We start from the raw sequence: 23,623 nt of genomic DNA on the forward strand, positions 1-23,623 counted from the left end.
TAGAGAATGGAAGGTGACAATATGAAATGGAAAGATATACCTAAACCAATTAAAGTCAGACTCGTAACATCTTTTTTTAACCGGACGGTGTCATTCGCCATCATGCCGTTTATGGCCTTATTGTTCGTCGATGCCTTTAATAAAGTCGTTGCCGGATTGTTTTTAATCAGCACTGTTTTTTTAAGTTTCTTCATCGGATTGATTGGCGGTTACCTCGCCGACCGCTTCCCGAGAAAACGGTTGCTCGTCCTCTCGACGACAGCGACCGGCTTGATGTTCCTTGCGATGACGATCAGTCTCGCCGTCAATCAGATGATTGCCTTCACGATTGCCTACGCCATCTTTACCGTCACGAGTAACATCGGGCGACCGGCGATGGGGGCGATCATCATTGACGCGACGACGCCGGACAATCGGCGGGCTGTCTATGCGATTGATTACTGGTTGATCAATCTCTCGATTGCACTCGGGACGGCACTCGGAGGCTGGCTCTACGTCAGCAACAAACTGTTCCTGTTCAGCTTATTGACGTGTACGTCGCTTCTCTTACCGGTCGCGTATCACTTCCTGCTCGACGAATCGAAACACGTCTGGCGGAAGCAGCCGTTCCGGTCCGTCCTGACCGACATCACGAACAGTTACCGGATCGCCTGGCGCGACCGCCCGTTCGTCAAGGTCGTCCTCGGTTCGATGTGTATCCTCGCCGCCGAGTTTTCGATGGGCAGTTACGTCGCCGTCCGGCTGGCGGACGAGTTCAAGACCGTCGAAGTCGGCAATCTCCTCGTCAACGGCGTCCGGATGGTCAGTCTGATCAGCATCGAGAATACGATTCTCGTTGTTTGTCTGACGTTTTTCATCCAACGGCTCGCCAACCGTTTTTCAAGCCGGAAGACGCTTGTCGCCGGACTAACGTTATACCTGATCGGCTACATGACCGTCACGAGTGCGAATTCGATGACCGTCCTGTTGACGTTCATCTTCATCGCGACGATCGGGGAATTGTTGTATTCCCCGACGTTAAACGCTGAAAAAGCGAACATGATGCCGGAAGATAAACGCGGCGCCTATTCGGCCTTTGCCGGCACTTCCCACGCCGGGGCCGACTTGATTTCACGCTCGACGATCATCCTCGGAGCGGTCCTAGCCCCGTTCATGATGAGTATCTATATCGGATTGATTGTCTTCCTCGGATTGGTCTTAGCGTATTCGGGTCTTTACATGAAAGAAGTCGTCGAGACGAAACGAAACGTCTCGTAATCCAAAAGGAGTGGATAAAATGGAGGAATTGACAACGAAGCGGCACCGGTTACGACGCTGGCGCATGAGTGACGCTGAAGATTTATATGCCTATGCGAAAGATCCGCGTGTCGGACCGAACGCCGGCTGGGCACCGCACGCGTCCATCGACGAAAGCCGCGCCGTCATTTCGATGTTTCAGGAAGCGAATGATGGTTATGCAATCGTCGACCGGGCGACGGACCAGGTCATCGGCAGCTTCGGGATGCATACGCGCCGACCAGTCGAGGCGCTGGCTGGCAAAAAACAAGTCGAGTTCGGATTCGTTCTGCACCCTGATTACTGGGGACAGGGACGGATGCCGGAAATCGTCGACGCGGCACTTGCTGTCGCTTTTGTGGAGCTTGAGATGGAGATCGTCTGGTCTGCCCATTTTGATTTTAACGGACAATCGCAACGTGTCATCGAAAAGATGGGCTTCCGCCACGTGCTCGACCGACCGTTCGTCATGGAGCGGATTGACGGGCGGACGGTGACGAGCCGATTGTATCGGTGGACACGGGAGCGGTATGAAGCGGAACGCAAGCGAAGTGTACCGGAGGATCTAACATGCTGACGATTTATCTGACGCGGCATGGCGAAACCGAATGGAACATAGAACAGAAGCTGCAAGGCTGGTCGGATTCACCGTTAACTGAAAAAGGAAAAAGAAATGCCTGTCAGTTAGGTGAAAGGCTGAAGGCTATTGCATTTCAATCGGTCTATTCCAGTCCGAGTGAAAGGAGTTTAAGTACGGCTCGATTGATGATGCAGGGACGGACGTGTCCGCTTGTGATCGATGAGGATTTAAGAGAGATTCATTTTGGGGACTGGGAAGGGCAAAACAGACAGGTGTTAAGTGAGAACTATCCGCAAGCCTATTTCAACTTTTGGAATGCGCCACATCTGTATACATCAGAAACAGGTGAAAACTTTTTTGAGTTAGAACAGCGTCTACTCGCATTTTTTGAGAAACTGAAAAGCCGACATCAAACAGGCGATGTTCTGGTTGTTACGCACACAGTCGTCATTAAAATGTTATTGGCTACTTTAAAAAAGCAACCGCTAGAAAAGTTATGGTCAACACCTCCATTCATAAAGGATACATCCTTGTCGGTTATTGAATGCGTTGAGGATCAGCTTAAAATTGTGCTAGAAGCAGACATAAGCCATATCCAACAGCAGGAACAGGTTATGGAACGTTAATTCGAAAAAATCGGCATTGAAGAAAGTGAATTTTAATAAATAGGGCTGTTTGACGGAGGGGAAGTGGAACTTTTTTCTCCCTGTCAGACAGCCTTCTTTTAATCAATGCTCATGTTTGTTTCATACCTGTAATCGCTCTAACGGTGTCAAGGAAGACGTGATCAACTCTTCGCTTTCGATAACGATTGCAGTCAATCCGCTGTCAGTTCTGGTTTCGTGCCATTCGCCGCTATCCCAAAACACGGCATCACCGCTCTGGACTTTAACGGATGTATCGTCTTCACTTCTAACCCAGCCTTCCCCGCTCACAAGTAAAAGTAACTGGGGAACAACCGCTTGATGATAACCGATTAACCCGGTGACATCTAAATGGACACACCCTATATGAACGGGCTTCTCTGTCTGCGTGATCCGCGACATCACAAAATCAGAGTCGAATTTTGTGATTTTTTTCCCGGTCTCTTTTGTGAATCGATAAAGTTTCATATAATCCCCCCGATGCATTGTTTGCTACCTGATTTAATTTCGCTGTCGTTTAGAAATAATCAGTTGCAGGACGATGCTAATCAGCCCTGCCATGACGCATTTGAATAAGTAGTTATCCGTTAGTCCCACGAGGACATATCCGTTAAACTTTTGAACGACGGTGGCTTCAGGGACCCAGTCGATGACAAGTCCAATCCCGAACAGTGCCGGCAGGCTAAGTGCTAGATAGACAATGAGGAAGACGAGAATCAGCATCTTAATATTCATAAAAGGTAGCCTCGATCCCAGTGTGTTTAATTCATTCTACTTGAAAATGTCATTAAATACCAAATGAAAATCGCTAACTCATAGCAATACTCGTTTGTAGCGGATTCTATGCATTTTTCGAACTAAATCACTTCTGCATCTGTCGTTTCGTAAGCAGCATCGGTAAGAAAAAGTAAAGATTCATACTGATCATCGAAATGAGATAACTGCTCAAAATGACGATTAATCCATTGACTCCAGTCTGATGTAAAACAAATTGCGGTAAAAAATAGGCGGCGAGTCCGATGGCGATGACCCATGTCCCTGACGAAACCGATAACCAGACGATGACGACGAGATAAAGCAACCCGATCGCATAACTGACAGGGAGCGAAAACGTCACGGTCGGTGAATCGATGAAGCGGTCGGCAAGAACGGTCACCAAGATACTGACTGAAAATAAGCCGCCGAACAGTCCGGACAGCACCTTTTGACGGACAGGACTGACCGTATGCGTCGACAGGTACCGCAAAATCAACGCGAGACAGACGATGAGTAATGCAACTGCGCTCGCAAAACTCAATAAGAGAATGGCGTTGTAGGAGACGGAACCATTAAAGAGCTGTTGAAAAAACGAAAAACTGGATCCACCTACTAACACAAGCCCGAAGATTTGCAGCAATCCTTTCCAATCAAAGGCCAGTTCGTTCGAAATCGACTGGATGTAAGCAGCCGGACTACCGCCGGTAATGGATTTGACCGATTTGCCGTCCGTCTCAGCGTCGCGCAAGTGATCCTCGAGTTCGCTGACGATGTCTTGCGTCGCCTGTTCATTTTTTCCGGAAGCTAACAAATAGATTTTTAAGTCCTCTAAAAAACGAGTTGATTCAGTGGATAAGGGATGCATGGTTCATTCCTCCTTTAAAATCTGATTGACGCTTGCTGAAAGACTGTACCAGCGAGCTGAAAAAGCAGTCAGTTCGTCGCGTCCTGCCGAAGTGATGGCATAATACTTTCGTTTCGGTCCGCTCGGGGACTGGCGTTGCGTTGCTTCAATCCAACCGAGCTTTTGCATCCGCATCAATAACGGATAAATCGTTCCTTCGCTGACGTCAGCAAAGCCGTAGGTCGCAAGTTTCGTCGCCAGTTCATAACCGTAGACCTCTTCTTCGGCAATCAAGGCGAGGAGACAACCGTCAAGAATCCCTTTTAACATTTGAGTAGATGACATATGAATTCCTCGTTTCACTATCTTGTATTGCAAGGTAACTATAGCCTATCATTCAATAACATGTAATACAAGGTAGTGAATTAAATTTTCCTGATAATTGAAAAAAACAAGTGCAATCAACATTGATATGCAATATATTAGTTTTATGGATAACTCAAAAAAGACTCTTAAAATCAAACGGACTTCCTTGAGTCAGGAAGTGTATCAACACTTGCAGCAACAAATCATCACCTTGGAACTGGCGCCGGGTGAAAAATTGAATGACCTGGATCTGGCAGAACAGTTCGGTGTCAGCCGGACGCCTGTCCGGGAAGCACTGAAAAAACTGGAAGAGGAGGGACTCGTCGTCTTTAAACCCGGTTCACGGACGAATGTGACGGCACTGGATGTGGTGCAGGCACGCGAGACGTTTCCGATCGTCGCGACGCTCCATGGACTTGCGAGTCAACTGGCGTTTCCGCACATTACGCCGGAGACGTTAGTGACGTTACGCAAGCTGAATAGCGAATTTCGGACGGCGATCGGTCAGGAGGATGCCCTCGAGGCGATGCAATGTGATGATGCGTTTCATCATGTCTTCTTACAGGCAAGTCAGAATCAGCAACTGACTGAAACGTTGAGTCGCTTGACGCCGCTCGTCCGCCGGCTGGAGTTCGCCCAGTTCAGCCGGATCGGCAGTTCGTCGGCAGATGACCACGATGCGATCATTCAAGCGTGCGAACAGCGGGATGTCGATTTACTCGTCCGGTTGACGAGGCAGAACTGGAATGGGCTCGGTCGCCATATCATCGCAGCACTGAAGGAGGAGTGAAAATGCGTCCGCTCGTACTCGGTACCTTGGCGGCATTGTTTTTTGCCGTCACCTTCATCCTGAACCAATCGATGCAAGGAAGTGGGGGGCACTGGATTTACAGTGCGGCACTCCGGTTTTATTTTATGCTGCCGTTGTTGTTTATAATCGTCGCTTTTCGCCGGCGGGTCGGACACGTCTACCGGGCGCTCCGCGAAGACCTGAAATTTTGGCTCATCTACGGGACGATCGGCTTCGGCATTTTTTACAGCGGGATTTGTTTTGCTGCCGATCATGCGCCCGGTTGGTTGATCGCCGGGACGTGGCAACTGACAATCCTTGCTGGTCCGTTGCTTGCGCCGTTGTTTCAGCAGAAGATTCCCTGGACGGCGTTACGGTTTTCCCTTGTCATCGTCGCCGGCGTCATCGTCATGCAACTTGCCGTCGCGGAAAACGTCAGCCTGTCATCGATGCTGTACGGTGTCGTCCCGGTCCTGATTGCAGCGATCGCCTATCCGCTCGGGAACCGGAAGATGCTCATACGGTACGGCGACCAACTCGACGTGTTCGACCGGATTCTCGGGATGACGCTCGCGAGTCTTCCGTTTTGGTTCATCTTGACGGCATTTGCATACCGTTCGAGTGGCTTCCCTTCGATGGCACAAGTATCACAGTCGGCACTCGTCGCAATCTTTTCCGGCGTCGTCGCGACGTCCTTGTTCTTTTACGCGACATCGCTCGTCCATCGTGATCCCGTCCGGCTCGCGACAATCGAGGCGACACAATCGTTCGAAATTTTGTTCACCGTCCTCGGAGAAGCCGTCTTTTTACACGCGGCATTTCCGTCAGGTCTCGGACTGCTCGGTATCATCCTCGTCATGCTTGGGATGACACTCCACAGTTTTCGGCAAGCCAGTCCGACCGTTATCTCGGATTGAATTTATTTCAACTACCTTAATTTAAAAATAACTTAGCAAACGAGGGAACAAGGATGGTACTTACAGGAACACTTGTCAACACAGGACTGATCATCGTCGGGACGTTACTCGGTCTCCTGTTTCACAGAATTCCCGAGCGGACGAAAGAAACGGTCGTCCAGGCAATCGGTCTCGCCGTCGTCGTGCTCGGTGTCCAAATGGGGTTGAAAAGTGAGAACTTTTTAATCGTCATCGGCAGTCTCGTCATCGGTGGGGCGCTTGGCGAATGGTTGCGGATCGATGAAAAGCTCAACCGGCTCGGCGAATGGCTCGAACTGAGAATCGGCCGGGGTCGTCCGTCAAACATCGCTGAAGGATTCGTCACGGCGACGCTGATCTTCGTCATCGGCGCGATGGGTGTGCTCGGGGCGCTTGACGGCGGATTGCGTCAGGATCACGACGTATTATATACGAAAGGACTGATTGACGGCTTTACGGCGCTCGTCCTCAGTTCGACGCTCGGCATCGGCGTCATCTTCTCCGCCATTCCCGTACTTCTGTATCAAGGGGCGATTGCGCTCGGTGCCGTCGCGATTACACAGTTCATTCCCGATGCGATCCTGCAACAGTTCATCGTCGAGATGACGGCGACCGGCGGGGTGATGATTTTGGCGATCGGGTTGAATCTTGCCGGCATCACAAAAATCCGGGTCGCAAATCTCCTGCCCGGTATCGTGATGGTGGCCGTGATCGTGACGGGGCTTCAACTGTTCGGATTCAATTAAAAAACTGCGTCCTTCATTCCGTTGACAACGATTGTCTCCGGGATGAAGGACGCAGTTTTTTTAGTATGTGAGGTGCAACGCGTCCGCAGGTAAGACGGTCGTCGAATAATCGAGTAACTGATGCTGCTTATAGGTGAATGTGTGTTGACGCGGTGGACCGCTTAAGATGTTCGGTAAATAGTGTTTTAAGTTACTGATGATCCCGATATTGTCCGGATCAAGAACCCAGTTTAGCGATTTCCAGTCGAGAATCCCTTCGCGCGTCGCGCGCGGTGTCGCAAGCGTTTGACCATCCGGTAAGTCGGCGAGGTAGAGATAGATGCCGACTGCTTGTTCAGCGCGTAGGACGGCGGTACCGGCGAACTGGACTTGTGACAGCATGATTCTCGTCTCTTCGAACGTCTCCCGGACGACAGCGGCAGTTGGTGTTTCACCGGGTTCGATTTTGCCGCCGACACCATTCCACATTCCCATCGCCGGCTGGTTTTGCCGGTTGAGCAAGAGGAACTGTTCGCCTTGGCGGATCAGGCAAAGCGTATACGGGTAGGGTACGTCCTGCACGATCAGAACAGCTCCTTTTTCCAACTTGCATACTGTTCGTCTGACGGGACGGGTTGGATCGTTTTCTTTCCATCCGCCCAAGTCGTCAAGGCTTGTTCCGTCAAAATCCGGTGGCCGGTTTCAGTCCGGACGGCAAGTAAACTCCGTTTATTGAACGGGGAGGCGGCATGCTGCTGGATGACTTGTTCGATCGCTGCGAGCTGCTCCGGCAAAAGCGTCTGTTGGGTATAAAAATGGTAGCCGATGATGAACGTGTCGTCGAGTCCTATCCGTTGCATTTCAAGCTGGTACCCGGACCCGTTCGGCGCAATCCGGAAGCTGCCGCTTGGTGAAAGGACGGTCTCACCTGTCAATGGAACAGGGCGTAAGGCGAGATTGATTCCGAACCCACTGTCGACGAGGTACGTCGCGCCTGCATGCTGGAGGAGAATCGCGACATGGGTCGGACCGGTCGCGGACCAGACTTCGTGTTCATTGTCATAGACGGTCGCTTTGACGAGCGCGACATCAAATCCTTTGATCCGCAAAATTTCATAGAGCAGATGATTTAAATCGTAACAGACACCGCCTGCTTGATTGGTGACGAACGTCTGCTCAAGGCGTGCTTCGTTAAAAGGTAACGTCCGTTTCGAGAGGACGGCCTGATTATCAAACGGCAGGTGGTAGGCGAATGCTTCTAATAGAGATGGTAAATCGTCAAACGTAATCGGCCGGTCAAGTGGAAACTGTATCCGGGATGCGATTTTTTTCATGAGAGATGACAACTGAACTCCTCCTTTTTCAATCTCCTTAGTATGGCACAAAATGTCTGAAATTTAATTAAACAGTCTGGATAGTACCGAATCAATTGATTTTTTAAAATGAAATGAATCGATGAAAAAGGGGTTTTCGGGAAATTAAAGCGAATAACGTTCAACTAGTTCCTCATTTAACGAATCACTAGCATCGCACATATCGATAAAGTATGGTGCCTGCCATTTTTGAGTTGCGATGGCTTGTTTACTTGTTGGTGTATCCCAGCTCGGATATACACGCATCGCCATCTTTCCTTTTGTTGCATTAGATGAAAGAACATTTTGTTGAAGAAGTACTTCTTTCGGAAAGATGAATTGTCCGAATGCTGTCTCATTTTTAAAAGTCGTGATGACTAATAAATCAGGGGCTTCGTCGTATCGATAGGGCTGATTCTTATTGTTGTCGTCTTTTTCCCAAAAGACCACAAACTGTCCTAGTTTTGTAGGCGTTACATGTCCTATCCGAAAACGAACGGTTTTGGAAAATATTTTAAAAGTCCCAGCACCATAGTTCGCATTTTGTGGTTCTTCTTGAACCCTCTCTAATGGTAAACGATTGGGTTCATAAATGATTTTATTTACATAATTCAGTACTTCGAAAAAATCATGCACGTTTCAGTTCACCTCTCAACGGATTTAAATGGTCTATAGTTAGTATAAAGCTGTATATCACGAATTCTATTTGAAATAACATTACACGTATAAAGGAGATCATCAATGAGACAGTCTAAAACGAATATAAAAAAAGAGATTCCGATTTTCGGACTGAAGCAGGAAGGGATGCATTATCAACACAAGGCGAGCGTCTATGCTGTTGTCGTTGATAAGGAACAACAAAAATACCTAAGCGTTCGGACCAATTCACAACATTTCTTCCTTCCCGGAGGTGGGAGGGAAGTCGGTGAAACACCGGAGCAAGCACTTCACAGAGAACTGTTAGAAGAGACGGGTTATACGATTCGTATCGAAGTACCGATTGGACGGGCCAAACAGTATCTGAAAGCACGAAACGGGCAAGCAATCCTCAACGATGCGTTTTTTTACACAGTGACGTTACTCGAGTTGACACAAGCGGCAGTCGAAATGGATCATCATCCGGCGTGGCTTAGTCTTCAAGATACGGATAAGTTATTTCATGCGCATCAGAGATGGGCGGTCAGGGAAGCCGTCGATTAATAAAATCATCGATTTAAAAGCAAATGCTGGTTCCGTAAACAAAGGACACCCATCTGGCCAAAAGATTTGGGGCGATGGATGCTCTAATTCGGAGCACTTCATTGTCTATATGCTGTCTTCTCGGAACGGTGAAGTGAAGGGGGCTTCAAAAAGCGACATAAAAGGGTTGTTCCGCTTCGTTTAATATTTTAAGAATCCGTTCACTGAAATTTGACCAGGTCACCATGTCTAGAACTTCTTCTAAACTGAAAAAGCCGACTTCCAGACTTTCGCTGCTCGTTTGCGGTGTCCCACCGACTGCTTTTGCCAGCCAACAGGTCGCGCAAACATGTTGGCTTATGTTTTGATAGATGCCACAAAAGTGAGTCACCTCAATATCGATTCCGGATTCTTCTTTCACTTCACGGATGATTCCGTCCTCGATGGTTTCTCCTAGTTCAATGACCCCACCTGGAAATTCCCAACCTCGCTCTGGCCCTTTAATGAGCAGGATTTTTCCGTGATCATCAAGGACGACGGCACCTGCTGAGAGTGAATGTTTTGGCATCATCTAATCTCCACCTTTATTTAAATATAAGACTTGTAACCGTCACTATATCTTGTTTTATGCTCTGCCAGTCAACGAATACTAGCTGTACAACCAGCTGATGGCATCTTTTAAGTCACTTGCAATGTAGTCAATACGGATGTTATTTGATTCGTCACGATGGTCGCGCAACGACATTTCCCCCGCACCTGTTCGTACTAAAATTTTAATACAACCTGCTTTTGAAGCCGCCAGCATGTCGGTCCAACGATCCCCGATGACGACACAATTTTCTAGAGTTAAATTATGAGCTTTTTGCGCCTTCGATAACATGCCGATACCAGGCTTCCGGCACGTACAACCTTCTTGAGGATTGTGTGGACATATGTAAACATCATCAAAACCAAATCCAGTCAATTCCTGTTGAAAGTCTTCGATTGTTGCTAAGCCTTTAGAAATACCGGGCTGATTTGTAAATGAAAACAATGGAATCTGGTCTTTTTTTAATCGATTGATTTCCAAAGCAGTATACGGAAACAGTTCAAATTCTCTTGGGTAGTGCATGGTGGTACCCCCGCCGATGGTATCATCACGATCCAAAAAGACAGCTTCTATGTTTTTCATCGTTTATATCTCCTGTCACGAATGTAGTCGGTACGTCACTCCATGCCATTAAACATGCTCATTTTTATAACAAATGAATCCGTTTAGAAGAAAAATGAACTCATTAAACATAGTCAAATACGCTAAACATACTCAAAATCATTCAAAATGAGTATGTTTAGCCAAAAATGAGTTAATTTATGATTTGCCGTCCATCTGTTTAGTTATTCCATTACATGCTGGTTGTTACTTTTTTTAATGTTATAAGATTGGCGATAACAGGCGCGAGATACTTTCCTTAAAGCGGATCATCCGCGGACGGGCAGCGTATTTTTCCCGCGTTAACAAACTACTATCGGCGACGTCTGATAAAAAGAGCAGTTCCAGTTCTTCGCCGACCGCCGCATACGTCGCCCAGTAGACGAACGGGTGATCCGGCTGGTTCGGAATCATGATCTTCAGGGTAACGCCGGACGCTAAGGCAATCCGGCAGGCATCCATGAAACTGGCGTCCGGAATAAAGTAGGGTGACTGAATATAGATTGATTTTTCCGCCGTATGAATTATTTGGATCAGCATGTTTTTCAAGTATTCCGTCTCTGACGTTGGACCGGACGTCACGATTTGAGCCGGGACACGGTCTGTCGAATCCGCTAGCGGTGGAATCGGTGCCGTTGACCAATCGGTTCGCTCACGGCTCGCGGCATCCCAGTTCTGTTCAAAATGAAACTCGAGTGCTTCGACGACGGGGCCGAGGACCCGCAGATGTGTGTCACGCCAGTAGCCGAACTGTTCGTCTTCCCCAAGGTACTCCGATCCGACGTTAAAACCGCCGATGTAGCCGATTTGCCGGTCAATCGTACAAAGTTTCCGGTGATTGCGGTTGTTGATCCGCAGGTTGAAGATGCCGAACGGCGAAGCGAAAAACGACCGGACTTCAGCGCCGTCTTGGTTGAAGGCAGCGAAGTCCTTCGCTTTGAGTTTCCAGGAGCCGATCGCATCATAGAGAACGCGCTGACGACGAAACCAAAACAGGTCATTCACAAAAATCTGTCCCACTCATCACAGCAACAGATTCTCAAGCAGGTATTTTAACGTTTAACGTCTAAAGTATAGCTTTAGACATACATAAGGAGTGAAACGACATGTTTACCCATCAGATCACAGAACGACTCGGATTAAAATTGATTGAACGGCAAGATGCCGACGCCCTGTTCGCCTTAGTCGACGCCAACCGGGACCACTTACGGGAGTGGCTCGGCTGGGTCGACGGGGCGACGGGAGCTGAAGTCTACCGTGAGGAAGTGATTCCGATCTGGCTGAAGCAATATGCGGACGGGGACGGTTTCGCCTGCGGGATTTATTATGACGGAGCACTGGTCGGAACGGTCGCCCTGCACGAAATCAATCAAACGTTACGCCAGACATCAATCGGCTATTACGTAACGGGAGCCGGGCGCGGAAAAAACCTGATGACGGAAGTCGTTCGCTTCATTACGGCATACTGCTTCACGACACTCGGCTTGAACCGAGTCGTCATTGAATGTGCGGCCGGCAATACACGGAGTCAACGGATTCCCGAGCGGCTCGGATTCGTCAAAGAAGGGACGTTACGGTCGGCAGAACGTCTTTACGGAGATTTCCATGATGTCATCGTCTACGCGATGCTCGCCGATGACTGGCAATCGAACATGATACAGGTCGAACAAACGGAAGTAGGGGACAACCGATGACGAAAATCCGCTTTGAACCGATGACGGAAACGACGTATCAGACGTATTTACCGACGGCAATTGAAGAGTACGCCGCGGAAAAGGTGAAAGCCGGAACGTGGGTGGAAGCGGAAGCCATCGACCGGTCGACGGAAGAGTTTCGTCAACTCTTACCGGACGGACGCGCGTCAAAAGACAATTATCTTTTCTCGCTAGTCGATGAGGCGACGACTGAGGCGGTCGGCATGATGTGGTTTCATGTCGTGGAAAAAAAACAGGGACGGACGGCATTCATCTATGATTTTTCGGTTGATGCACATCACCAAGGAAAAGGCTACGGGCGACAGGCGATGGTGGCGCTTGAACAGGTCGCACGGCGGATGAACATCAAAATCATCGGACTTCATGTCTTTGCCCACAATACGCGGGCGATCAAGCTGTATGAATCGTCAGGGTACGCGCCGACGGATCTCCATATGGAAAAACGGTTGGATTAAATGAAAGCACGAAAGCAACTGTACCAGCTGCTTTCGTGCTTTTTGTTAGTTGAATGCGTTCAGCGCCACGTCTGTAACGTGTTCGCGAACTGGATGTCGGTCTCAAGTTCTCCTTCGATGCGTTTCAGAGCAAAGTCGTTCCCGGCCAACCAGTCGCGGAAATCGAACTCGACCGGCTCCTGGTCACCACCGAGCGCGAACCAGACCTTCAAGTCCTCCGGAAAGTATGCCGAGGTATGAATCGTTCCGGCCCAGTGGGAGTAGAGCTCGGAAAAGACCCCTTTATCGGTATCGTTGAGCAGACGGAAGGCAGACTCCGCATCTTGAATCAAGTGCTGGTGCGACTTCATTTCCATCATCCGTCGTTTCGAGTCATCGAGATGGAACCGGTTTTCGTGTTGCAGTAAATCAAAATGGTTCGTACAGAGATTCGTCTCCCGGACCTCGATGTCGCGTGCCGTCGCTTCGATGACGAACGAGCGGGCCGACTTATCGTGGACGACGTAGGTGAAAGAACCGCGGTGCGGCAATTCCTTAACGAGCGAAATCGCGTCTTCGACCGATGTACACGTTTCGAGGATGATCCGGCCAATCATGAAACTGACGAAACCGTCTCCGGGGCGTCGCCGGTTGATGAAGTTGTAGCCCATCGCCAGTCCGTGTTCGTTCATCCCGTCCATCCGACCGGTCACGCGTGACGCGGGACCGATGATGGCAGACCCACCGTCCGTCGGTTGGAAAACGGAAAACCGTCCGTCGTAGGTCATCGGATGATAATCATAATTGCGGACTAAAAAATTATCGCCCGTCATGATCGAACAGCCGCTTTTCGGACCTTCGACGCGGTAATGACCAAAGTGAAGCAATGTGTCTTCAAGCGACAGTTCAAGTTCATCTTGGAGTCCGAGGATTTCATCCCACATGTGCGGGACATACCGCAGGAACATTTCTTTTGTTTCGCCCGGGTCGACCTGAAAGCGTGGAACCCGAATCTTCCAGTTGTCTTCCCGGTTATGGAGTAATTCATTTTGTTTGACGTACCGTCCTTGTTCACGGCCGAACTCGTAGTGGGTGCCGCGAAACTGGGTGATTTCATTAGCGACCTGTTGCATGACGACTCATCCTTTCTGCTTCTCGTACTGCCGATTATACCGAACGACTCCACAAAAGTCGTAGCCGACGCTTTGGCGGTAACACATCATGGATTGGAAAAATTCCGTAAAAAGAGTCAAACATCGCTTCATTTTACCGATATAGAAAAGGGAGGGGGAAGATGGATGAAAAATTTGACGGTACGAAGAAAGATTCAAATGTTGATTGCAACGGCAATCGTCGCGATGGTCCTGATTACGAGTGCAAGTATCTACTTTTTAAATCAGATGGCCAATGCATCTGAAGCGATGTACGAAGAAAACTTAATCCCGGTTCAAGAAGTCGGACAGATTCGGATTGATACCCGGGCGCTCGATTCGTTCCTCGCCGAGATGATGTTGACGAAAGATCCGGCACGACTCGAAGAACTGGAGGGACAAATCGATCAACGCCAAGCACAGATCCGGACATCGATTACTAAATTTGAGCGGACGGCGAACATTGGTGCCCGTGAAAGAAAACAACTCGTGGAATTGAATGATCTTGTCATCGCCTACGACAATGGACTCAGTACGATTCAAAGTTTAGCGATTGAAGGGAGTAAAGAAGAGGCTTACGAAACATACGCGACAGGTCTCGAACAAGTTCGTGATCAAGTCGCTGATACGGCAGCAAGCTTGATGAAATCGATGACGAATCAAGCGAAGTCGATCAACGAACAAAATCAGGCAGAGAAACAGACAGCCTTTTACTTAATGGCGGCAATTTTCATCGGATCGTTGCTTCTGTTTGCGATTTTAGCGCTCTACATCATTCGCTTAATCACGCGACCGATCCGTTCACTCCAAGGCTGGATGGAACAGTCGGGTGATGGTGATTTGACGGTACGTGGTGATTACAATTCAAAAGATGAACTTGGTCAATTGACAGCATCGTTCAATACGATGACGGAACAGTTGCATCATGTCATCGTCGAGATGACGGGAACATCGAACCACGTCGCGAAAGCATCGGACGAACTGAGTGCGAACGCGGAAGCGACGACGAAAGCAACGGAACTCGTCGCCGTGACAATGGAAGAAATCGCGAGCGGATCGACACAACAACTAGGTCAAGTCTCGGGCGCGTCACGAACGGTCGAGGAATTGACGTCCGGCATCCGCCAAGTCGCGCGGAATGCGCAACAGATGTCTGACGTGACCGGCGACGCGATGGGGAAAGTCGAGCAAGGCAGTCAAGTCGTCGACAAACTCGGCCGACAAATGGAACAAATCAATACGGACGTCACGGAACTTGGACACGTCATCGTCGGACTCGGTGGTCGCTCAAAAGAAATCGGGCAGATTACGGCGTCGATCACGGGCATCGCCGCGCAAACGAACTTACTTGCCTTAAATGCAGCGATTGAAGCGGCACGTGCCGGGGAGCAAGGGCGCGGATTCGCCGTCGTCGCAGCAGAAGTCAAGGCGCTCGCCGAACAATCGGCGGTTGCGGCGAAGCAAATCGAAGGATTGATTCAAGTCATTCAGCGGGAGACGGAACATTCCGTCGTCTCGATGGAGAAGGTATCAGGCGAGATGACGAGCGGGATTCACGTCGTCGCAGCAGCGAGTGATTCGTTCAAGGAAATCGAGCGCTCGATCGTCGACGTGACCGATCAAGTCGAAGAAGTATCCGGTGCCGTTCAGGAAATGGCAGCGGGCAGCGAACAAATCGCGGCCGTCATGCGGGAAATCCAGGGCGTCACGGAAAGTGCTGCTGCCGGAACGGAGAACATTTCAGCGTCGACGGAAGAACAGATGGCATCGATGCAGGAAATTTCATCGGCCTCGCAGTCGCTTGCGACGATGGCAGAGGATTTAAAAGGACTAGCGGACCGGTTTCAAGTTTGAATCGATTTTGGATCGTGAAATATAAGATCATACAAAAACGACGGATGCGACGCTGTTACAGCGAAAGGCATCCGTCGTTTTATATGGGTTACGAAATCTTAGTGTTGTCCGTTTGCTTAGGGAACTGGTTGAATTTCGTCAGCATGAAGTGGATGACGCTATAGGCGATGAGCATCCCAAGTAAGCCACCGAGTGTATTTAGCAATAAATCATCGACGTTGAAGGTACGGCGGAACAGCAGACCGGCATAACTGAAGACAAATTGCAGCGTTTCAATCACAAAGCTCGTCAGAAAAAGGAACAGCAACCCTGTTGTGAACCGTATTTTGAAAAGGACCACAAGATAGACGCCGAGCGGCAGGAACAAAAGGAAGTTATAAGCAGTCAACTTTACTGAATTCCAAAAGAACCAATTGCTTTGCTGTCCTGCAAGCATCCAATCGTTAATAAAGTGGAAAGGGCGCAACTGAATATCGATTGATCCTGCTTGCGGAGGGAAATAAACGAAACCGATTGTCAAGTGGACGACGACAATCGCGTACACGAGAAAGCTGTACATGATACTTCGTTTGCCTAAGTGATTAAATGCCTGTCTTCTGAAATCAAATCCGGCATACATCAATAATCCGAGTAGTCCGAGCAGGGTGAAAACGGGAAATGAGATGGATGGCATATGATGCTCCTTTACATAGATAAATTGTCGCCCTTAAGATTGGACGCGTTTCGCTTTTTTTTGTTTCCATAACATGAATGCGATGATTCCTGTCGTGATAAGATAAAACACACCATAGAATTGCTGCATCCAATAAGGCAAATCAAACAGATGGATGACGCGAAATTCAGCTACAAGCATGAGGCATAAGATGAATGCTAGTTTTGTATTCAAACACATCTACCTCCTAGACTATTGAATTTGTGAAATGGGAATAAAAGACCAAAAATAGGATAACACAACAAAAACCCATTCGTCTTTCATTATTAGGAATTAACATTGTTTTTGTGGAAAAAGCAGGGATTTTGAGCGGGAGTGCCGTAATATGCTTTTAAGGACAGTAAATGAAAAATCGGAGGAATGAACATGACTTTTCCCGTTTTAAAAACGGAGCGATTACAGCTCGTCGAAGTAACACCCGATCATGCGGAAGCATTATTTGAAATCTTATCGGACGAGGCAGTGACGCGCTTTTACGGGATGGACCCGTTGACGTCCGCCGAACAGGGAACCATGATCGTCAAGTCGTTTGACGACACTTATAAAACAAGACGCGGCATCCGCTGGGGGATGGTCGACAAGGAAACCGGAGCGTTCATCGGGACGATCGGCTTTAATCACTTGAGTGAATACAGCAAGAAAACAGAAATCGGTTTCGAATTAAGTCCCGCTTATTGGGGGAAAGGCTATACATCGGAAGCGGTCCGGGTAATTTTGCGGTATGCGTTTGAAGAACTTGATTTATTCCGTGTCGGAGCCGTCACCTTCCCGGATAATGTCGCGTCAATCCATCTCCTCGAAAAACAAGGGTTCGTTCAAGAAGGCAAACTGCGGGGTTATCTCTATCAAGGTGGACGTTCGCATGATGGGTGTTTGTTTTCGATAATTCAACCGGACTGGGTGGTGCAATCATGAAAACACCACAACGGTATTTCAACATACTTGGACTTTTCCTGATGGGCGGTATTTTTTTAACACTGGTGACGATGCCGGTCGCGATTGATAAAACCGGGCACCTGCACATCGACCGGACATTGTTTTTACATGATGAAAAATTGTTGTCCTTCACCGTATTCTTTTTGATTGCATTCGCGCTTTATTTTTTGGTCGTCAATCTACCGGCGTTCACATCCTTTACACAGAACAAAAAATAATCTTTTAAAAATCATTGAATAACGAGTTAGTTATATAATAGACTGTTTATGTTAGAACACGTGGCATAGGAAAAGAGGAGGAGGCGAGGGGCCATTGATCACAGACGTCGAAACAGTCAGTGCCTATTTGAAATTGCTGAGTGACGGAATCCGGCTTGATATGTTGAATCGCCTGCAAGAGCGTGAACACTGTGTCTGTGATTTCGTCGATGTGTATGGCATATCCCAGCCGGCAATCAGCCGGCATTTGAAATTATTACGGCAAGCGCACATCATCTTAGAACGACGCGATCGTCAGTGGATTCATTTTCGGCTTAATCCGGACCATTCACACTATGCATTGCTCGTGACGATTTTAGCAACACTCGAACGACCGTCCTTGACGGAAGGAAATATGTGCTGACCGGAAAGGTCACTTTTCGGTTGGTCGACAGCGTCCTTATATAACAAGGTTGTTATGTGAAGTTGCTGAAATTAAAATTTTTTATAGAAATGAAGTGACGATTTTGACTGGAACACACGTACTTGCGATTGGAATCTTTTTAATCACGTTATTTTTAATCATCAAACAACCAAAAGGTCTCGGGATCGGTTATTCGGCGATCGGGATGGCCATCATCGCCTTGCTGACCGGCGTCGTCAATCTTGACGATGTCGCGACCGTTTGGGGCATCATCTGGAACGCGACGTTTACCTTCATCGCTCTGATCATCATCTCATTGATTTTAGACGAGATCGGCTTCTTTGAATGGGCCGCCTTACATATGGCACGAATCGCCAAAGGCGGCGGATTGAAATTGTTCATCTACATGACGCTACTTGGGGCAGGGGTCGCTGCCTTGTTCGCAAATGACGGCGCCGCGTTGATTTTGACACCGATCGTCCTCGCGATGGTCCGGCACTTAAAGTTACCGGATTATGTCGTCCTCGCGTATGTCTTCGCGTCCGGCTTCATCGCCGATACGGCAAGTCTGCCGTTCGTCGTTTCGAACCTCGTCAACATCGTCTCGGCCGACTTCTTTGACATCGGCTTTACAGACTATGCGGCACGGATGGTGTTCGTCAACGTCTTTGCAGTTTCCGGGAGTTTACTCGTACTTTATCTTTACTTCCGTAAGAGTATTCCGAAGACTTATGACGTGACACAACTCGTCGCACCACGCGCGGCGATCAAAGATCAGCGAATGTTCAAATTATCATGGGTGGTCCTCGTGCTGCTTGTCGTCGGTTACTTCACGAGTGATCTTATCGGGATTCCCGTCAGTCTCGTTGCCGGCGTCATCGCCTTGTTCTTCTTACTGATGGCCCGCCGTTCACCAAGTGTCCCGACGAAACAAGTCATCGCCGGTGCACCATGGGCAATCGTCTTCTTCTCACTCGGGATGTACATCGTCGTTTACGGTCTGCAAAATGCCGGTCTGACGCAATTTTTAGCGGACATCATCGATGGGTTTGCGACAAATCTCGCCGCTGCGACGTTCGGGATGGGCTTCCTCGCTGCCATTTTGTCATCAATCATGAATAACATGCCGACCGTGATGATTGATGCACTCGCGATCGATCTCAGTCAGGCAACAGGATCGATCCGGGAGGCCTTGATTTATGCCAATGTCATCGGCTCCGACTTAGGTCCGAAAATCACGCCGATCGGGAGTCTTGCGACGTTACTTTGGTTACACGTCTTACGGACAAAAGGTGTTAAAATTGGGTGGGGACAATACGTTAAGATTGGAACGATTTTAACGGTTCCGACGCTTGCGATCACCTTACTCGGTCTTTACATCAGCTTGTTACTTTACTAAGGGGGATTATTCATGAAACTACTCATCATCGGTTCAGTTGCTGCCGGAACATCGGTCGGCGCAAAAGCCCGTCGGAACGACGAATCATTACAAATTACGATTTATGACCGCGATCAAGACATCTCGTACTCGGGTTGCGGCATCCCGTACTTCGTCGGTGGCGAGATCGAAGACATCGATACCTTGACACCACGGGACGCGGCATTCTTTAAAAAACGTTACAATATCGACGTCAAGACCCGACATGAAGTCGAATCAATTAATCATCAGACGAAGACGGCGACCATCTTAAATGGCGTAACGGGTGAACGCTTCGAGGATACGTACGATACGCTGGTCCTCGCGACAGGTGCGTCAAGCATCATTCCTCCATTTCCCGGTGTTGATGCACCAAACGTCTTTTCCGTCCGGAACGTCCAGAACGCCGGAGCGATCCGTACGTACATCGAGCAACACGATCCGAAGACGGTCACGATTGTCGGTGGCGGATTCATCGGACTTGAGATGGCGGAACAGTTGACGTACCGCGGCATTGCCGTCACGCTCGTCGAACGACTACCGCAAGTCATGCCGCCGCTTGATTTTGATATGGCGTCACGTGTCGGCGATCATCTTGAAAGTAAAGGGGTCCGGCTGTTGTTAAATGAATCGGTCACGGCATTGACGGGCGAAGGCAAAGTAGAGCAAGTCGAACTCGCGAGCGGAAAATCAATTGCGACGGATTTCGTCATCCTCTCGGTCGGCGTCAAACCGAACACGGAACTGGCGACACAAATCGGCGTCACACTCGGTCAGACGGGGGCGATTGCCGTCAATCCGCAAATGCAGACGAACGTGAAAGACGTCTATGCCGTCGGTGACGTCTCAGAGAGCTTTTCCGTCATTACGGGCGAAGCGATTTATCGGCCGCTCGGTTCTACAGCGAACAAGATGGGTCGGATTGCCGGGATGGTCATCACCGGGGAAGAGGCGGCACATCGCGGCATTCTCGGGACGGGGATTTTCAAGGCATTCGATTTGACGGTCGCCCAAACCGGCTTGACGGAAAAAGAAGCCCTTGCCGCCGGATTCGATATTGAGATTTTACACAACATTAAACCGGACCGTCCCGAGTATATGGGCGGAAAGGATATGGTCATCAAAGCGATTGCTGACCGAAAAACAGGACGGGTCCTCGGCGCACAGATCGTTGGACCGCAAGGCGTCGACAAACGGATTGATGTCCTCGCGACGGCAATCACGTTCAAGGCGAAGGCGGAAGACTTGTTCCATCTCGATCTTGCCTATGCCCCGCCGTTCTCGACAACAAAAGATCCTGTCCTCTACACAGGGATGGCGCTTGATAACGCGATTAAGAAGACGGCCCGTTTAATGACGCCGGAAACGTTAATCGAGCAGACGGCGACCGGGGAGACGATTCAAATCATCGATACGCGGTCGAAAAAACAGTTCGAGAAGAATCATGTCGACGGCGCGGTTCATATCCCACTCGGCGAACTGCGGACGCGGGCTGCGGAACTCGATCCATCCATCCCGACGGTCGTCTATTGTAATAAAGGCGTCACCGGCAATGCAGCGCAAAACGTGCTCAAGAATCTCGGGTTTACGGATGTCTGTAACTTGTCCGGTGGAAATACGAACTATCAGCACCTGAAGCATTGTTTTTCTAAGAAATAAGCGGAGAACCGGATAAATAAGAATCACGCTCCGCTAGTCGGGGCGTGGCTTTCAATGTATAGGAAAAGTCATGTTCGGTAATACGCGTCGTTGTTTTTCGTTGCTTTCCTCGGGTGAGGCGCAAGCCGTTGCTCCTTGATCCTCACGGACAAGGAGCAGGGTCTTGCCTGCCTCTTAGCAGCGCGTTGATCACGCGCTTTTTCCCGCAGGAGTCACCGAAACACGACGCGATTTATGTGATGATTGAGGAGAGCAGGCATACAGATAGTTTAGAGCACTATCCGATGTAACGTTTTTATTCTCCATAAAATTTGTTTAACGTACAAGAACCACGCTCCGCTAGTCGGAACGTGGTTCTTTGTCTTGTCTATTGATTTAATCGTGTAGCGTCACTGTGAAAGGTTGACCTTTTTTAATGACCTGCTGCTGCGCATCAAGGACGTCACTCGTCAAAAACTCGAGTTTTTCAACGGGACGTTCCGTGATGAAACCAAGGTTGCCGCTGCGCTGTTCCGATGGCTCATATGTCCCGGCCAATGCTTCGAGGTACAGGTCATCATCAATTGTTTTTTCTGTCGATTGATTGATTTTTACATGAGCAACCGGGTTGAACGTGACCGGTTGCTTGCTCGTATTCGTAACCGTGACGCGGGTCTTCACCATATCGAATGCTTCTTCATGGGTGAAGCCGTGAAAGAAATCAATCATCGCGTAACTCGGACGGGTCTGAATAACTTTTACTTCCTCGATCGTCATGTTGATCGGTCCAATCGAGTGAGTTTGTTTGACGGACTGGATCTGTTGTAACGTCAATTCACCTTTATCGTCACGAACCGTCTGATTCCGTTTCGTCAACATCCGGTCGTCCGGCAATTGCGGGTTCGGCACATAGACGTCCGCCTTTTCAAGTGCGACGGAGGTATGTGTGACGGGTGGTGCCGGCACGGCTTGTTGATCAGCTGAAGAATCACTACATCCGGCGAGGATGGTTCCAAGCGTGATCGAGAGCAGGAGTCGCTTCATGATGGACCTCCTTATTTATTCTTTTTCAAGAGATCAAAAATGATTTTGGCGTGATCCGTATTGTCGACTTGTCCGGCAAACCGGTCTTTAGCCGGTCCATAGGCATAGACGGGAACGTCTTCTCCCGTATGTCCGCCCGTCGTCCAACCCGTGTGCGACCGTTGATTGAAGATTTCTTCAATCGCGTTATCGACGTCTGTCACGTTCTTAGAGGCGGCAGCTCGTTCGACCGAAGTGAATTCCTCTTCCGTCAAAGCCAATTTTTGTTGATCGATGTACTTCGTCAAGGTCTTGCGGACATCGGCGCCGGAAACGATTTTTTCAGCCATGAAGTCGGGTGTTTTCTTTGCTGCTTTAATCGGCTCGGCGAACCAGTTATAAATCCCGTCTGCCCCGATTGAATAGCCACCCGTCGAATGATCGGCCGTCGCGACGACGAGCGTATGCTTGTCCTTTTTCGCGAAGGCGATTGCCGCTTTAAACGCCCGTTCGAAATCTTCCATTTCACTCATCGCGCTGACGATGTCATTATCATGTCCGGCCCAGTCGATTTGACTCCCTTCGACCATCAGGAAGAAGCCTTTTTTGTTCGTATCGAGTCGTTTAATCGCCGCATTCGTCATTTGCTCCAATGAGGGAACGCTATTTTCACGGTCGATCCGTTTTGCTAAACCGCCATCGGCAAACAGACCGAGGACTTGTTTGTTGCGGTCGGCATTTAATTCGTCAAGATCCGTCACGTATCCGTAACCGTCTTTTTTGAATGCTTTCGTCAAATCGACATCCGGACGGATGAAGTTGGATTTGCCGCCGCCGAGTAAAACATCAATCTTATGTTTCCCGTTAATCCGTTCCTTAAAGTAATCATCTGCGATCGCGTTCATGTTTTTCCGATTTTCGTCATGAGCGCCGAACGAAGCCGGTGTCGCATGGGTGATTTCTGACGTCGCGACGAGTCCCGTCGACTTACCGCGTTCTTTCGCCGCTTCAAGGACGGTCTTGACTTCAGACTTATCATTGTCGACGGCAATCGCTGCGTTGTACGTCTTGACGCCGGAAGACATTGCGGTTGCGGCAGAGGCAGAGTCGGTGATGTTTTGTGCCGGATCTTCCGGATAGGTCATTTGCTGACCGACGAGATACTGGTCGAAGGCAGTTTTTTCGGCGACGGTCGTCGTCGGATCATTTTTTAAGTAGCGGTGCGCCGACGTATAGGAAACACCCATCCCGTCACCGATTAAAAAGATGACGTTGCGGATTTCCGGCGTCTTCTTGTATTTGCTTTTGGCATCGGCATCCGGTGTCGATACCATCGTGCTGAGCGATAAGGTCGATAGGGCGAGAATCGGGATTAGTCGTTTCAGTTTCATGATAATTCCTCCTTGGTCATTTAAAGAACAGTATGTATTGCCTACATTCATCATCCTACTGAAGGAATATGAACGGAATATGAGAAAAATGTAAAC

The 23,623-nt window shown here is 49.1% G+C and carries 30 protein-coding genes; 15 read left to right on the forward strand and 15 right to left on the reverse strand.

Annotated features, from left to right (window positions below; translation table 11 throughout):
• Positions 1–21: 21 nt before the first annotated feature.
• Genes A0126_RS06810 through A0126_RS06820 form a run of 3 tightly spaced genes read left to right on the forward strand, consistent with a single transcriptional unit; the run spans position 22 to position 2,481 of the window.
• The gene (locus A0126_RS06810) at positions 22–1,257 is read left to right on the forward strand and encodes an MDR family MFS transporter (protein WP_088836983.1); all 1,236 of its coding nucleotides are present in this window, start codon (positions 22–24) and stop codon (positions 1,255–1,257) included.
• A gap of 19 nt (positions 1,258–1,276) precedes the next feature.
• Entirely contained in the window at positions 1,277–1,852 is a 576-nt protein-coding gene (locus A0126_RS06815; protein WP_088836984.1) for a GNAT family N-acetyltransferase, read from the forward strand.
• Positions 1,846–2,481 carry a histidine phosphatase family protein gene (locus A0126_RS06820; RefSeq protein ID WP_088836985.1) on the forward strand — a complete coding sequence of 212 codons (636 nt, stop codon included), beginning with the start codon at positions 1,846–1,848 and terminating at the stop codon, positions 2,479–2,481. Before A0126_RS06815 ends, A0126_RS06820 begins: the two co-directional genes overlap by 7 nt.
• 120 nt (positions 2,482–2,601) lie before the next feature.
• Here A0126_RS06820 and A0126_RS06825 read toward each other — a convergent pair whose 3' ends face one another.
• From A0126_RS06825 to A0126_RS06840, 4 genes are all read right to left on the reverse strand, one after another.
• Complete coding sequence (locus tag A0126_RS06825) at positions 2,602–2,967, reverse strand: cupin domain-containing protein (RefSeq protein ID WP_088836986.1); 366 nt, start codon at positions 2,965–2,967, stop codon at positions 2,602–2,604.
• 33 nt (positions 2,968–3,000) lie between these two features.
• On the reverse strand, positions 3,001–3,234 hold the full coding sequence (locus A0126_RS06830; protein WP_088836987.1) for a hypothetical protein: 234 nt from the start codon (positions 3,232–3,234) through the stop codon (positions 3,001–3,003).
• Between the two features lie 127 nt (positions 3,235–3,361).
• Complete coding sequence (locus A0126_RS06835) at positions 3,362–4,120, reverse strand: hypothetical protein (RefSeq protein WP_088836988.1); 759 nt, start codon at positions 4,118–4,120, stop codon at positions 3,362–3,364.
• 3 nt (positions 4,121–4,123) lie between these two features.
• Complete coding sequence (locus A0126_RS06840) at positions 4,124–4,444, reverse strand: PadR family transcriptional regulator (protein ID WP_029333588.1); 321 nt, start codon at positions 4,442–4,444, stop codon at positions 4,124–4,126.
• A gap of 145 nt (positions 4,445–4,589) precedes the next feature.
• On the opposite strand from A0126_RS06840, the gene A0126_RS06845 reads away from it, so the two are divergent.
• From A0126_RS06845 to A0126_RS06855, 3 genes are read left to right on the forward strand one after another with little or no spacing between them, the layout of a single operon-like run.
• On the forward strand, positions 4,590–5,255 hold the full coding sequence (locus A0126_RS06845; RefSeq protein ID WP_088838471.1) for a GntR family transcriptional regulator: 666 nt from the start codon (positions 4,590–4,592) through the stop codon (positions 5,253–5,255).
• A 2-nt stretch (positions 5,256–5,257) separates the two neighbouring features.
• Complete coding sequence (locus A0126_RS06850) at positions 5,258–6,172, forward strand: DMT family transporter (protein ID WP_088836989.1); 915 nt, start codon at positions 5,258–5,260, stop codon at positions 6,170–6,172.
• A gap of 53 nt (positions 6,173–6,225) precedes the next feature.
• Positions 6,226–6,936, forward strand: coding sequence for a DUF554 domain-containing protein (locus A0126_RS06855; protein ID WP_088836990.1), 711 nt, complete (start codon positions 6,226–6,228; stop codon positions 6,934–6,936).
• A 60-nt stretch (positions 6,937–6,996) separates the two neighbouring features.
• Here A0126_RS06855 and A0126_RS06860 read toward each other — a convergent pair whose 3' ends face one another.
• The 3 genes from A0126_RS06860 to A0126_RS06870 form a co-directional block, all read right to left on the reverse strand.
• Complete coding sequence (locus A0126_RS06860; RefSeq protein WP_088836991.1) at positions 6,997–7,497, reverse strand: NUDIX hydrolase; 501 nt, start codon at positions 7,495–7,497, stop codon at positions 6,997–6,999.
• 2 nt (positions 7,498–7,499) lie between these two features.
• Entirely contained in the window at positions 7,500–8,261 is a 762-nt protein-coding gene (locus A0126_RS06865) for an arylamine N-acetyltransferase family protein (protein ID WP_239456880.1), read from the reverse strand.
• A gap of 132 nt (positions 8,262–8,393) precedes the next feature.
• Positions 8,394–8,903: a MepB family protein gene (locus A0126_RS06870; protein ID WP_088836992.1), complete on the reverse strand. Its 510-nt coding sequence runs from the start codon at positions 8,901–8,903 to the stop codon at positions 8,394–8,396.
• Between the two features lie 105 nt (positions 8,904–9,008).
• On the opposite strand from A0126_RS06870, the gene A0126_RS06875 reads away from it, so the two are divergent.
• Positions 9,009–9,467, forward strand: a complete 459-nt coding sequence (locus tag A0126_RS06875) for an NUDIX domain-containing protein (RefSeq protein ID WP_088836993.1) — start codon at positions 9,009–9,011, stop codon at positions 9,465–9,467.
• Between the two features lie 145 nt (positions 9,468–9,612).
• On the opposite strand, the gene A0126_RS06880 is transcribed toward A0126_RS06875, so the two are convergent.
• The 3 genes from A0126_RS06880 to A0126_RS06890 form a co-directional block, all read right to left on the reverse strand.
• Positions 9,613–10,017 (reverse strand): NUDIX hydrolase, encoded by a 405-nt coding sequence (locus A0126_RS06880; protein ID WP_088836994.1) that lies wholly within the window; start codon positions 10,015–10,017, stop codon positions 9,613–9,615.
• Positions 10,018–10,095: 78 nt separating this feature from the next.
• A complete protein-coding gene (locus A0126_RS06885; protein ID WP_088836995.1) occupies positions 10,096–10,617 on the reverse strand; it encodes an HAD-IIIA family hydrolase in 522 nt (173 codons plus the stop codon).
• 240 nt (positions 10,618–10,857) lie between these two features.
• A complete protein-coding gene (locus tag A0126_RS06890; protein ID WP_239456881.1) occupies positions 10,858–11,640 on the reverse strand; it encodes a phospholipase D-like domain-containing protein in 783 nt (260 codons plus the stop codon).
• Between the two features lie 101 nt (positions 11,641–11,741).
• Between A0126_RS06890 and A0126_RS06895 the strand changes: the two genes are divergently transcribed.
• Positions 11,742–12,329, forward strand: a complete 588-nt coding sequence (locus A0126_RS06895; protein WP_088836996.1) for a GNAT family N-acetyltransferase — start codon at positions 11,742–11,744, stop codon at positions 12,327–12,329.
• Entirely contained in the window at positions 12,326–12,805 is a 480-nt protein-coding gene (locus A0126_RS06900; protein ID WP_088836997.1) for a GNAT family N-acetyltransferase, read from the forward strand. Before A0126_RS06895 ends, A0126_RS06900 begins: the two co-directional genes overlap by 4 nt.
• A gap of 59 nt (positions 12,806–12,864) precedes the next feature.
• Here A0126_RS06900 and A0126_RS06905 read toward each other — a convergent pair whose 3' ends face one another.
• Positions 12,865–13,917, reverse strand: coding sequence for a C45 family autoproteolytic acyltransferase/hydrolase (locus tag A0126_RS06905; RefSeq protein ID WP_088836998.1), 1,053 nt, complete (start codon positions 13,915–13,917; stop codon positions 12,865–12,867).
• Between the two features lie 165 nt (positions 13,918–14,082).
• On the opposite strand from A0126_RS06905, the gene A0126_RS06910 reads away from it, so the two are divergent.
• Entirely contained in the window at positions 14,083–15,789 is a 1,707-nt protein-coding gene (locus A0126_RS06910) for a methyl-accepting chemotaxis protein (RefSeq protein ID WP_088836999.1), read from the forward strand.
• Positions 15,790–15,877: 88 nt separating this feature from the next.
• Here A0126_RS06910 and A0126_RS06915 read toward each other — a convergent pair whose 3' ends face one another.
• Both A0126_RS06915 and A0126_RS06920 read right to left on the reverse strand, forming a co-directional pair.
• Positions 15,878–16,462, reverse strand: a complete 585-nt coding sequence (locus A0126_RS06915; RefSeq protein ID WP_088837000.1) for a VanZ family protein — start codon at positions 16,460–16,462, stop codon at positions 15,878–15,880.
• 33 nt (positions 16,463–16,495) lie between these two features.
• Positions 16,496–16,675, reverse strand: coding sequence for a hypothetical protein (locus A0126_RS06920; RefSeq protein ID WP_088837001.1), 180 nt, complete (start codon positions 16,673–16,675; stop codon positions 16,496–16,498).
• Positions 16,676–16,867: 192 nt separating this feature from the next.
• Between A0126_RS06920 and A0126_RS06925 the strand changes: the two genes are divergently transcribed.
• From A0126_RS06925 to A0126_RS06945, 5 genes are all read left to right on the forward strand, one after another.
• Positions 16,868–17,416, forward strand: a complete 549-nt coding sequence (locus A0126_RS06925) for a GNAT family N-acetyltransferase (RefSeq protein ID WP_088837002.1) — start codon at positions 16,868–16,870, stop codon at positions 17,414–17,416.
• Positions 17,413–17,655, forward strand: a complete 243-nt coding sequence (locus A0126_RS06930) for a hypothetical protein (protein ID WP_029333604.1) — start codon at positions 17,413–17,415, stop codon at positions 17,653–17,655. Before A0126_RS06925 ends, A0126_RS06930 begins: the two co-directional genes overlap by 4 nt.
• Before the next feature lie 94 nt (positions 17,656–17,749).
• The gene (locus tag A0126_RS06935) at positions 17,750–18,058 is read left to right on the forward strand and encodes an ArsR/SmtB family transcription factor (protein ID WP_239456882.1); all 309 of its coding nucleotides are present in this window, start codon (positions 17,750–17,752) and stop codon (positions 18,056–18,058) included.
• A gap of 94 nt (positions 18,059–18,152) precedes the next feature.
• A complete protein-coding gene (locus tag A0126_RS06940) occupies positions 18,153–19,457 on the forward strand; it encodes an arsenic transporter (RefSeq protein ID WP_088838476.1) in 1,305 nt (434 codons plus the stop codon).
• Between the two features lie 12 nt (positions 19,458–19,469).
• Positions 19,470–21,134 (forward strand): FAD-dependent oxidoreductase, encoded by a 1,665-nt coding sequence (locus A0126_RS06945; protein ID WP_088837003.1) that lies wholly within the window; start codon positions 19,470–19,472, stop codon positions 21,132–21,134.
• Between the two features lie 375 nt (positions 21,135–21,509).
• Here A0126_RS06945 and A0126_RS06950 read toward each other — a convergent pair whose 3' ends face one another.
• Complete coding sequence (locus tag A0126_RS06950) at positions 21,510–22,157, reverse strand: DUF4352 domain-containing protein (protein WP_088837004.1); 648 nt, start codon at positions 22,155–22,157, stop codon at positions 21,510–21,512.
• 11 nt (positions 22,158–22,168) lie between these two features.
• Positions 22,169–23,527 (reverse strand): alkaline phosphatase, encoded by a 1,359-nt coding sequence (locus A0126_RS06955; protein WP_088837005.1) that lies wholly within the window; start codon positions 23,525–23,527, stop codon positions 22,169–22,171.
• Positions 23,528–23,623: the final 96 nt, after the last annotated feature.

Source organism: Exiguobacterium sp. N4-1P, from assembly GCF_002214325.1.

What these genes read in the sequence shown, in the direction of transcription:
- A0126_RS06820 (WP_088836985.1), top strand. Translation starts at nt 1,846, where the DNA reads ATGCTGACGATTTATCTGACGCGGCATGGCGAAACCGAATGGAACATA.
- A0126_RS06815 (WP_088836984.1), top strand. Translation starts at nt 1,277, where the DNA reads ATGGAGGAATTGACAACGAAGCGGCACCGGTTACGACGCTGGCGCATG.
- A0126_RS06950 (WP_088837004.1), bottom strand. Translation starts at nt 22,157, where the DNA reads ATGAAGCGACTCCTGCTCTCGATCACGCTTGGAACCATCCTCGCCGGA.
- A0126_RS06810 (WP_088836983.1), top strand. Translation starts at nt 22, where the DNA reads ATGAAATGGAAAGATATACCTAAACCAATTAAAGTCAGACTCGTAACA.
- A0126_RS06925 (WP_088837002.1), top strand. Translation starts at nt 16,868, where the DNA reads ATGACTTTTCCCGTTTTAAAAACGGAGCGATTACAGCTCGTCGAAGTA.
- A0126_RS06830 (WP_088836987.1), bottom strand. Translation starts at nt 3,234, where the DNA reads ATGAATATTAAGATGCTGATTCTCGTCTTCCTCATTGTCTATCTAGCA.
- A0126_RS06915 (WP_088837000.1), bottom strand. Translation starts at nt 16,462, where the DNA reads ATGCCATCCATCTCATTTCCCGTTTTCACCCTGCTCGGACTACTCGGA.
- A0126_RS06910 (WP_088836999.1), top strand. Translation starts at nt 14,083, where the DNA reads ATGAAAAATTTGACGGTACGAAGAAAGATTCAAATGTTGATTGCAACG.
- A0126_RS06885 (WP_088836995.1), bottom strand. Translation starts at nt 10,617, where the DNA reads ATGAAAAACATAGAAGCTGTCTTTTTGGATCGTGATGATACCATCGGC.
- A0126_RS06880 (WP_088836994.1), bottom strand. Translation starts at nt 10,017, where the DNA reads ATGATGCCAAAACATTCACTCTCAGCAGGTGCCGTCGTCCTTGATGAT.
- A0126_RS06855 (WP_088836990.1), top strand. Translation starts at nt 6,226, where the DNA reads ATGGTACTTACAGGAACACTTGTCAACACAGGACTGATCATCGTCGGG.
- A0126_RS06875 (WP_088836993.1), top strand. Translation starts at nt 9,009, where the DNA reads ATGAGACAGTCTAAAACGAATATAAAAAAAGAGATTCCGATTTTCGGA.
- A0126_RS06840 (WP_029333588.1), bottom strand. Translation starts at nt 4,444, where the DNA reads ATGTCATCTACTCAAATGTTAAAAGGGATTCTTGACGGTTGTCTCCTC.
- A0126_RS06905 (WP_088836998.1), bottom strand. Translation starts at nt 13,917, where the DNA reads ATGCAACAGGTCGCTAATGAAATCACCCAGTTTCGCGGCACCCACTAC.
- A0126_RS06930 (WP_029333604.1), top strand. Translation starts at nt 17,413, where the DNA reads ATGAAAACACCACAACGGTATTTCAACATACTTGGACTTTTCCTGATG.
- A0126_RS06945 (WP_088837003.1), top strand. Translation starts at nt 19,470, where the DNA reads ATGAAACTACTCATCATCGGTTCAGTTGCTGCCGGAACATCGGTCGGC.
- A0126_RS06825 (WP_088836986.1), bottom strand. Translation starts at nt 2,967, where the DNA reads ATGAAACTTTATCGATTCACAAAAGAGACCGGGAAAAAAATCACAAAA.
- A0126_RS06900 (WP_088836997.1), top strand. Translation starts at nt 12,326, where the DNA reads ATGACGAAAATCCGCTTTGAACCGATGACGGAAACGACGTATCAGACG.
- A0126_RS06835 (WP_088836988.1), bottom strand. Translation starts at nt 4,120, where the DNA reads ATGCATCCCTTATCCACTGAATCAACTCGTTTTTTAGAGGACTTAAAA.
- A0126_RS06850 (WP_088836989.1), top strand. Translation starts at nt 5,258, where the DNA reads ATGCGTCCGCTCGTACTCGGTACCTTGGCGGCATTGTTTTTTGCCGTC.
- A0126_RS06845 (WP_088838471.1), top strand. Translation starts at nt 4,590, where the DNA reads ATGGATAACTCAAAAAAGACTCTTAAAATCAAACGGACTTCCTTGAGT.
- A0126_RS06955 (WP_088837005.1), bottom strand. Translation starts at nt 23,527, where the DNA reads ATGAAACTGAAACGACTAATCCCGATTCTCGCCCTATCGACCTTATCG.
- A0126_RS06895 (WP_088836996.1), top strand. Translation starts at nt 11,742, where the DNA reads ATGTTTACCCATCAGATCACAGAACGACTCGGATTAAAATTGATTGAA.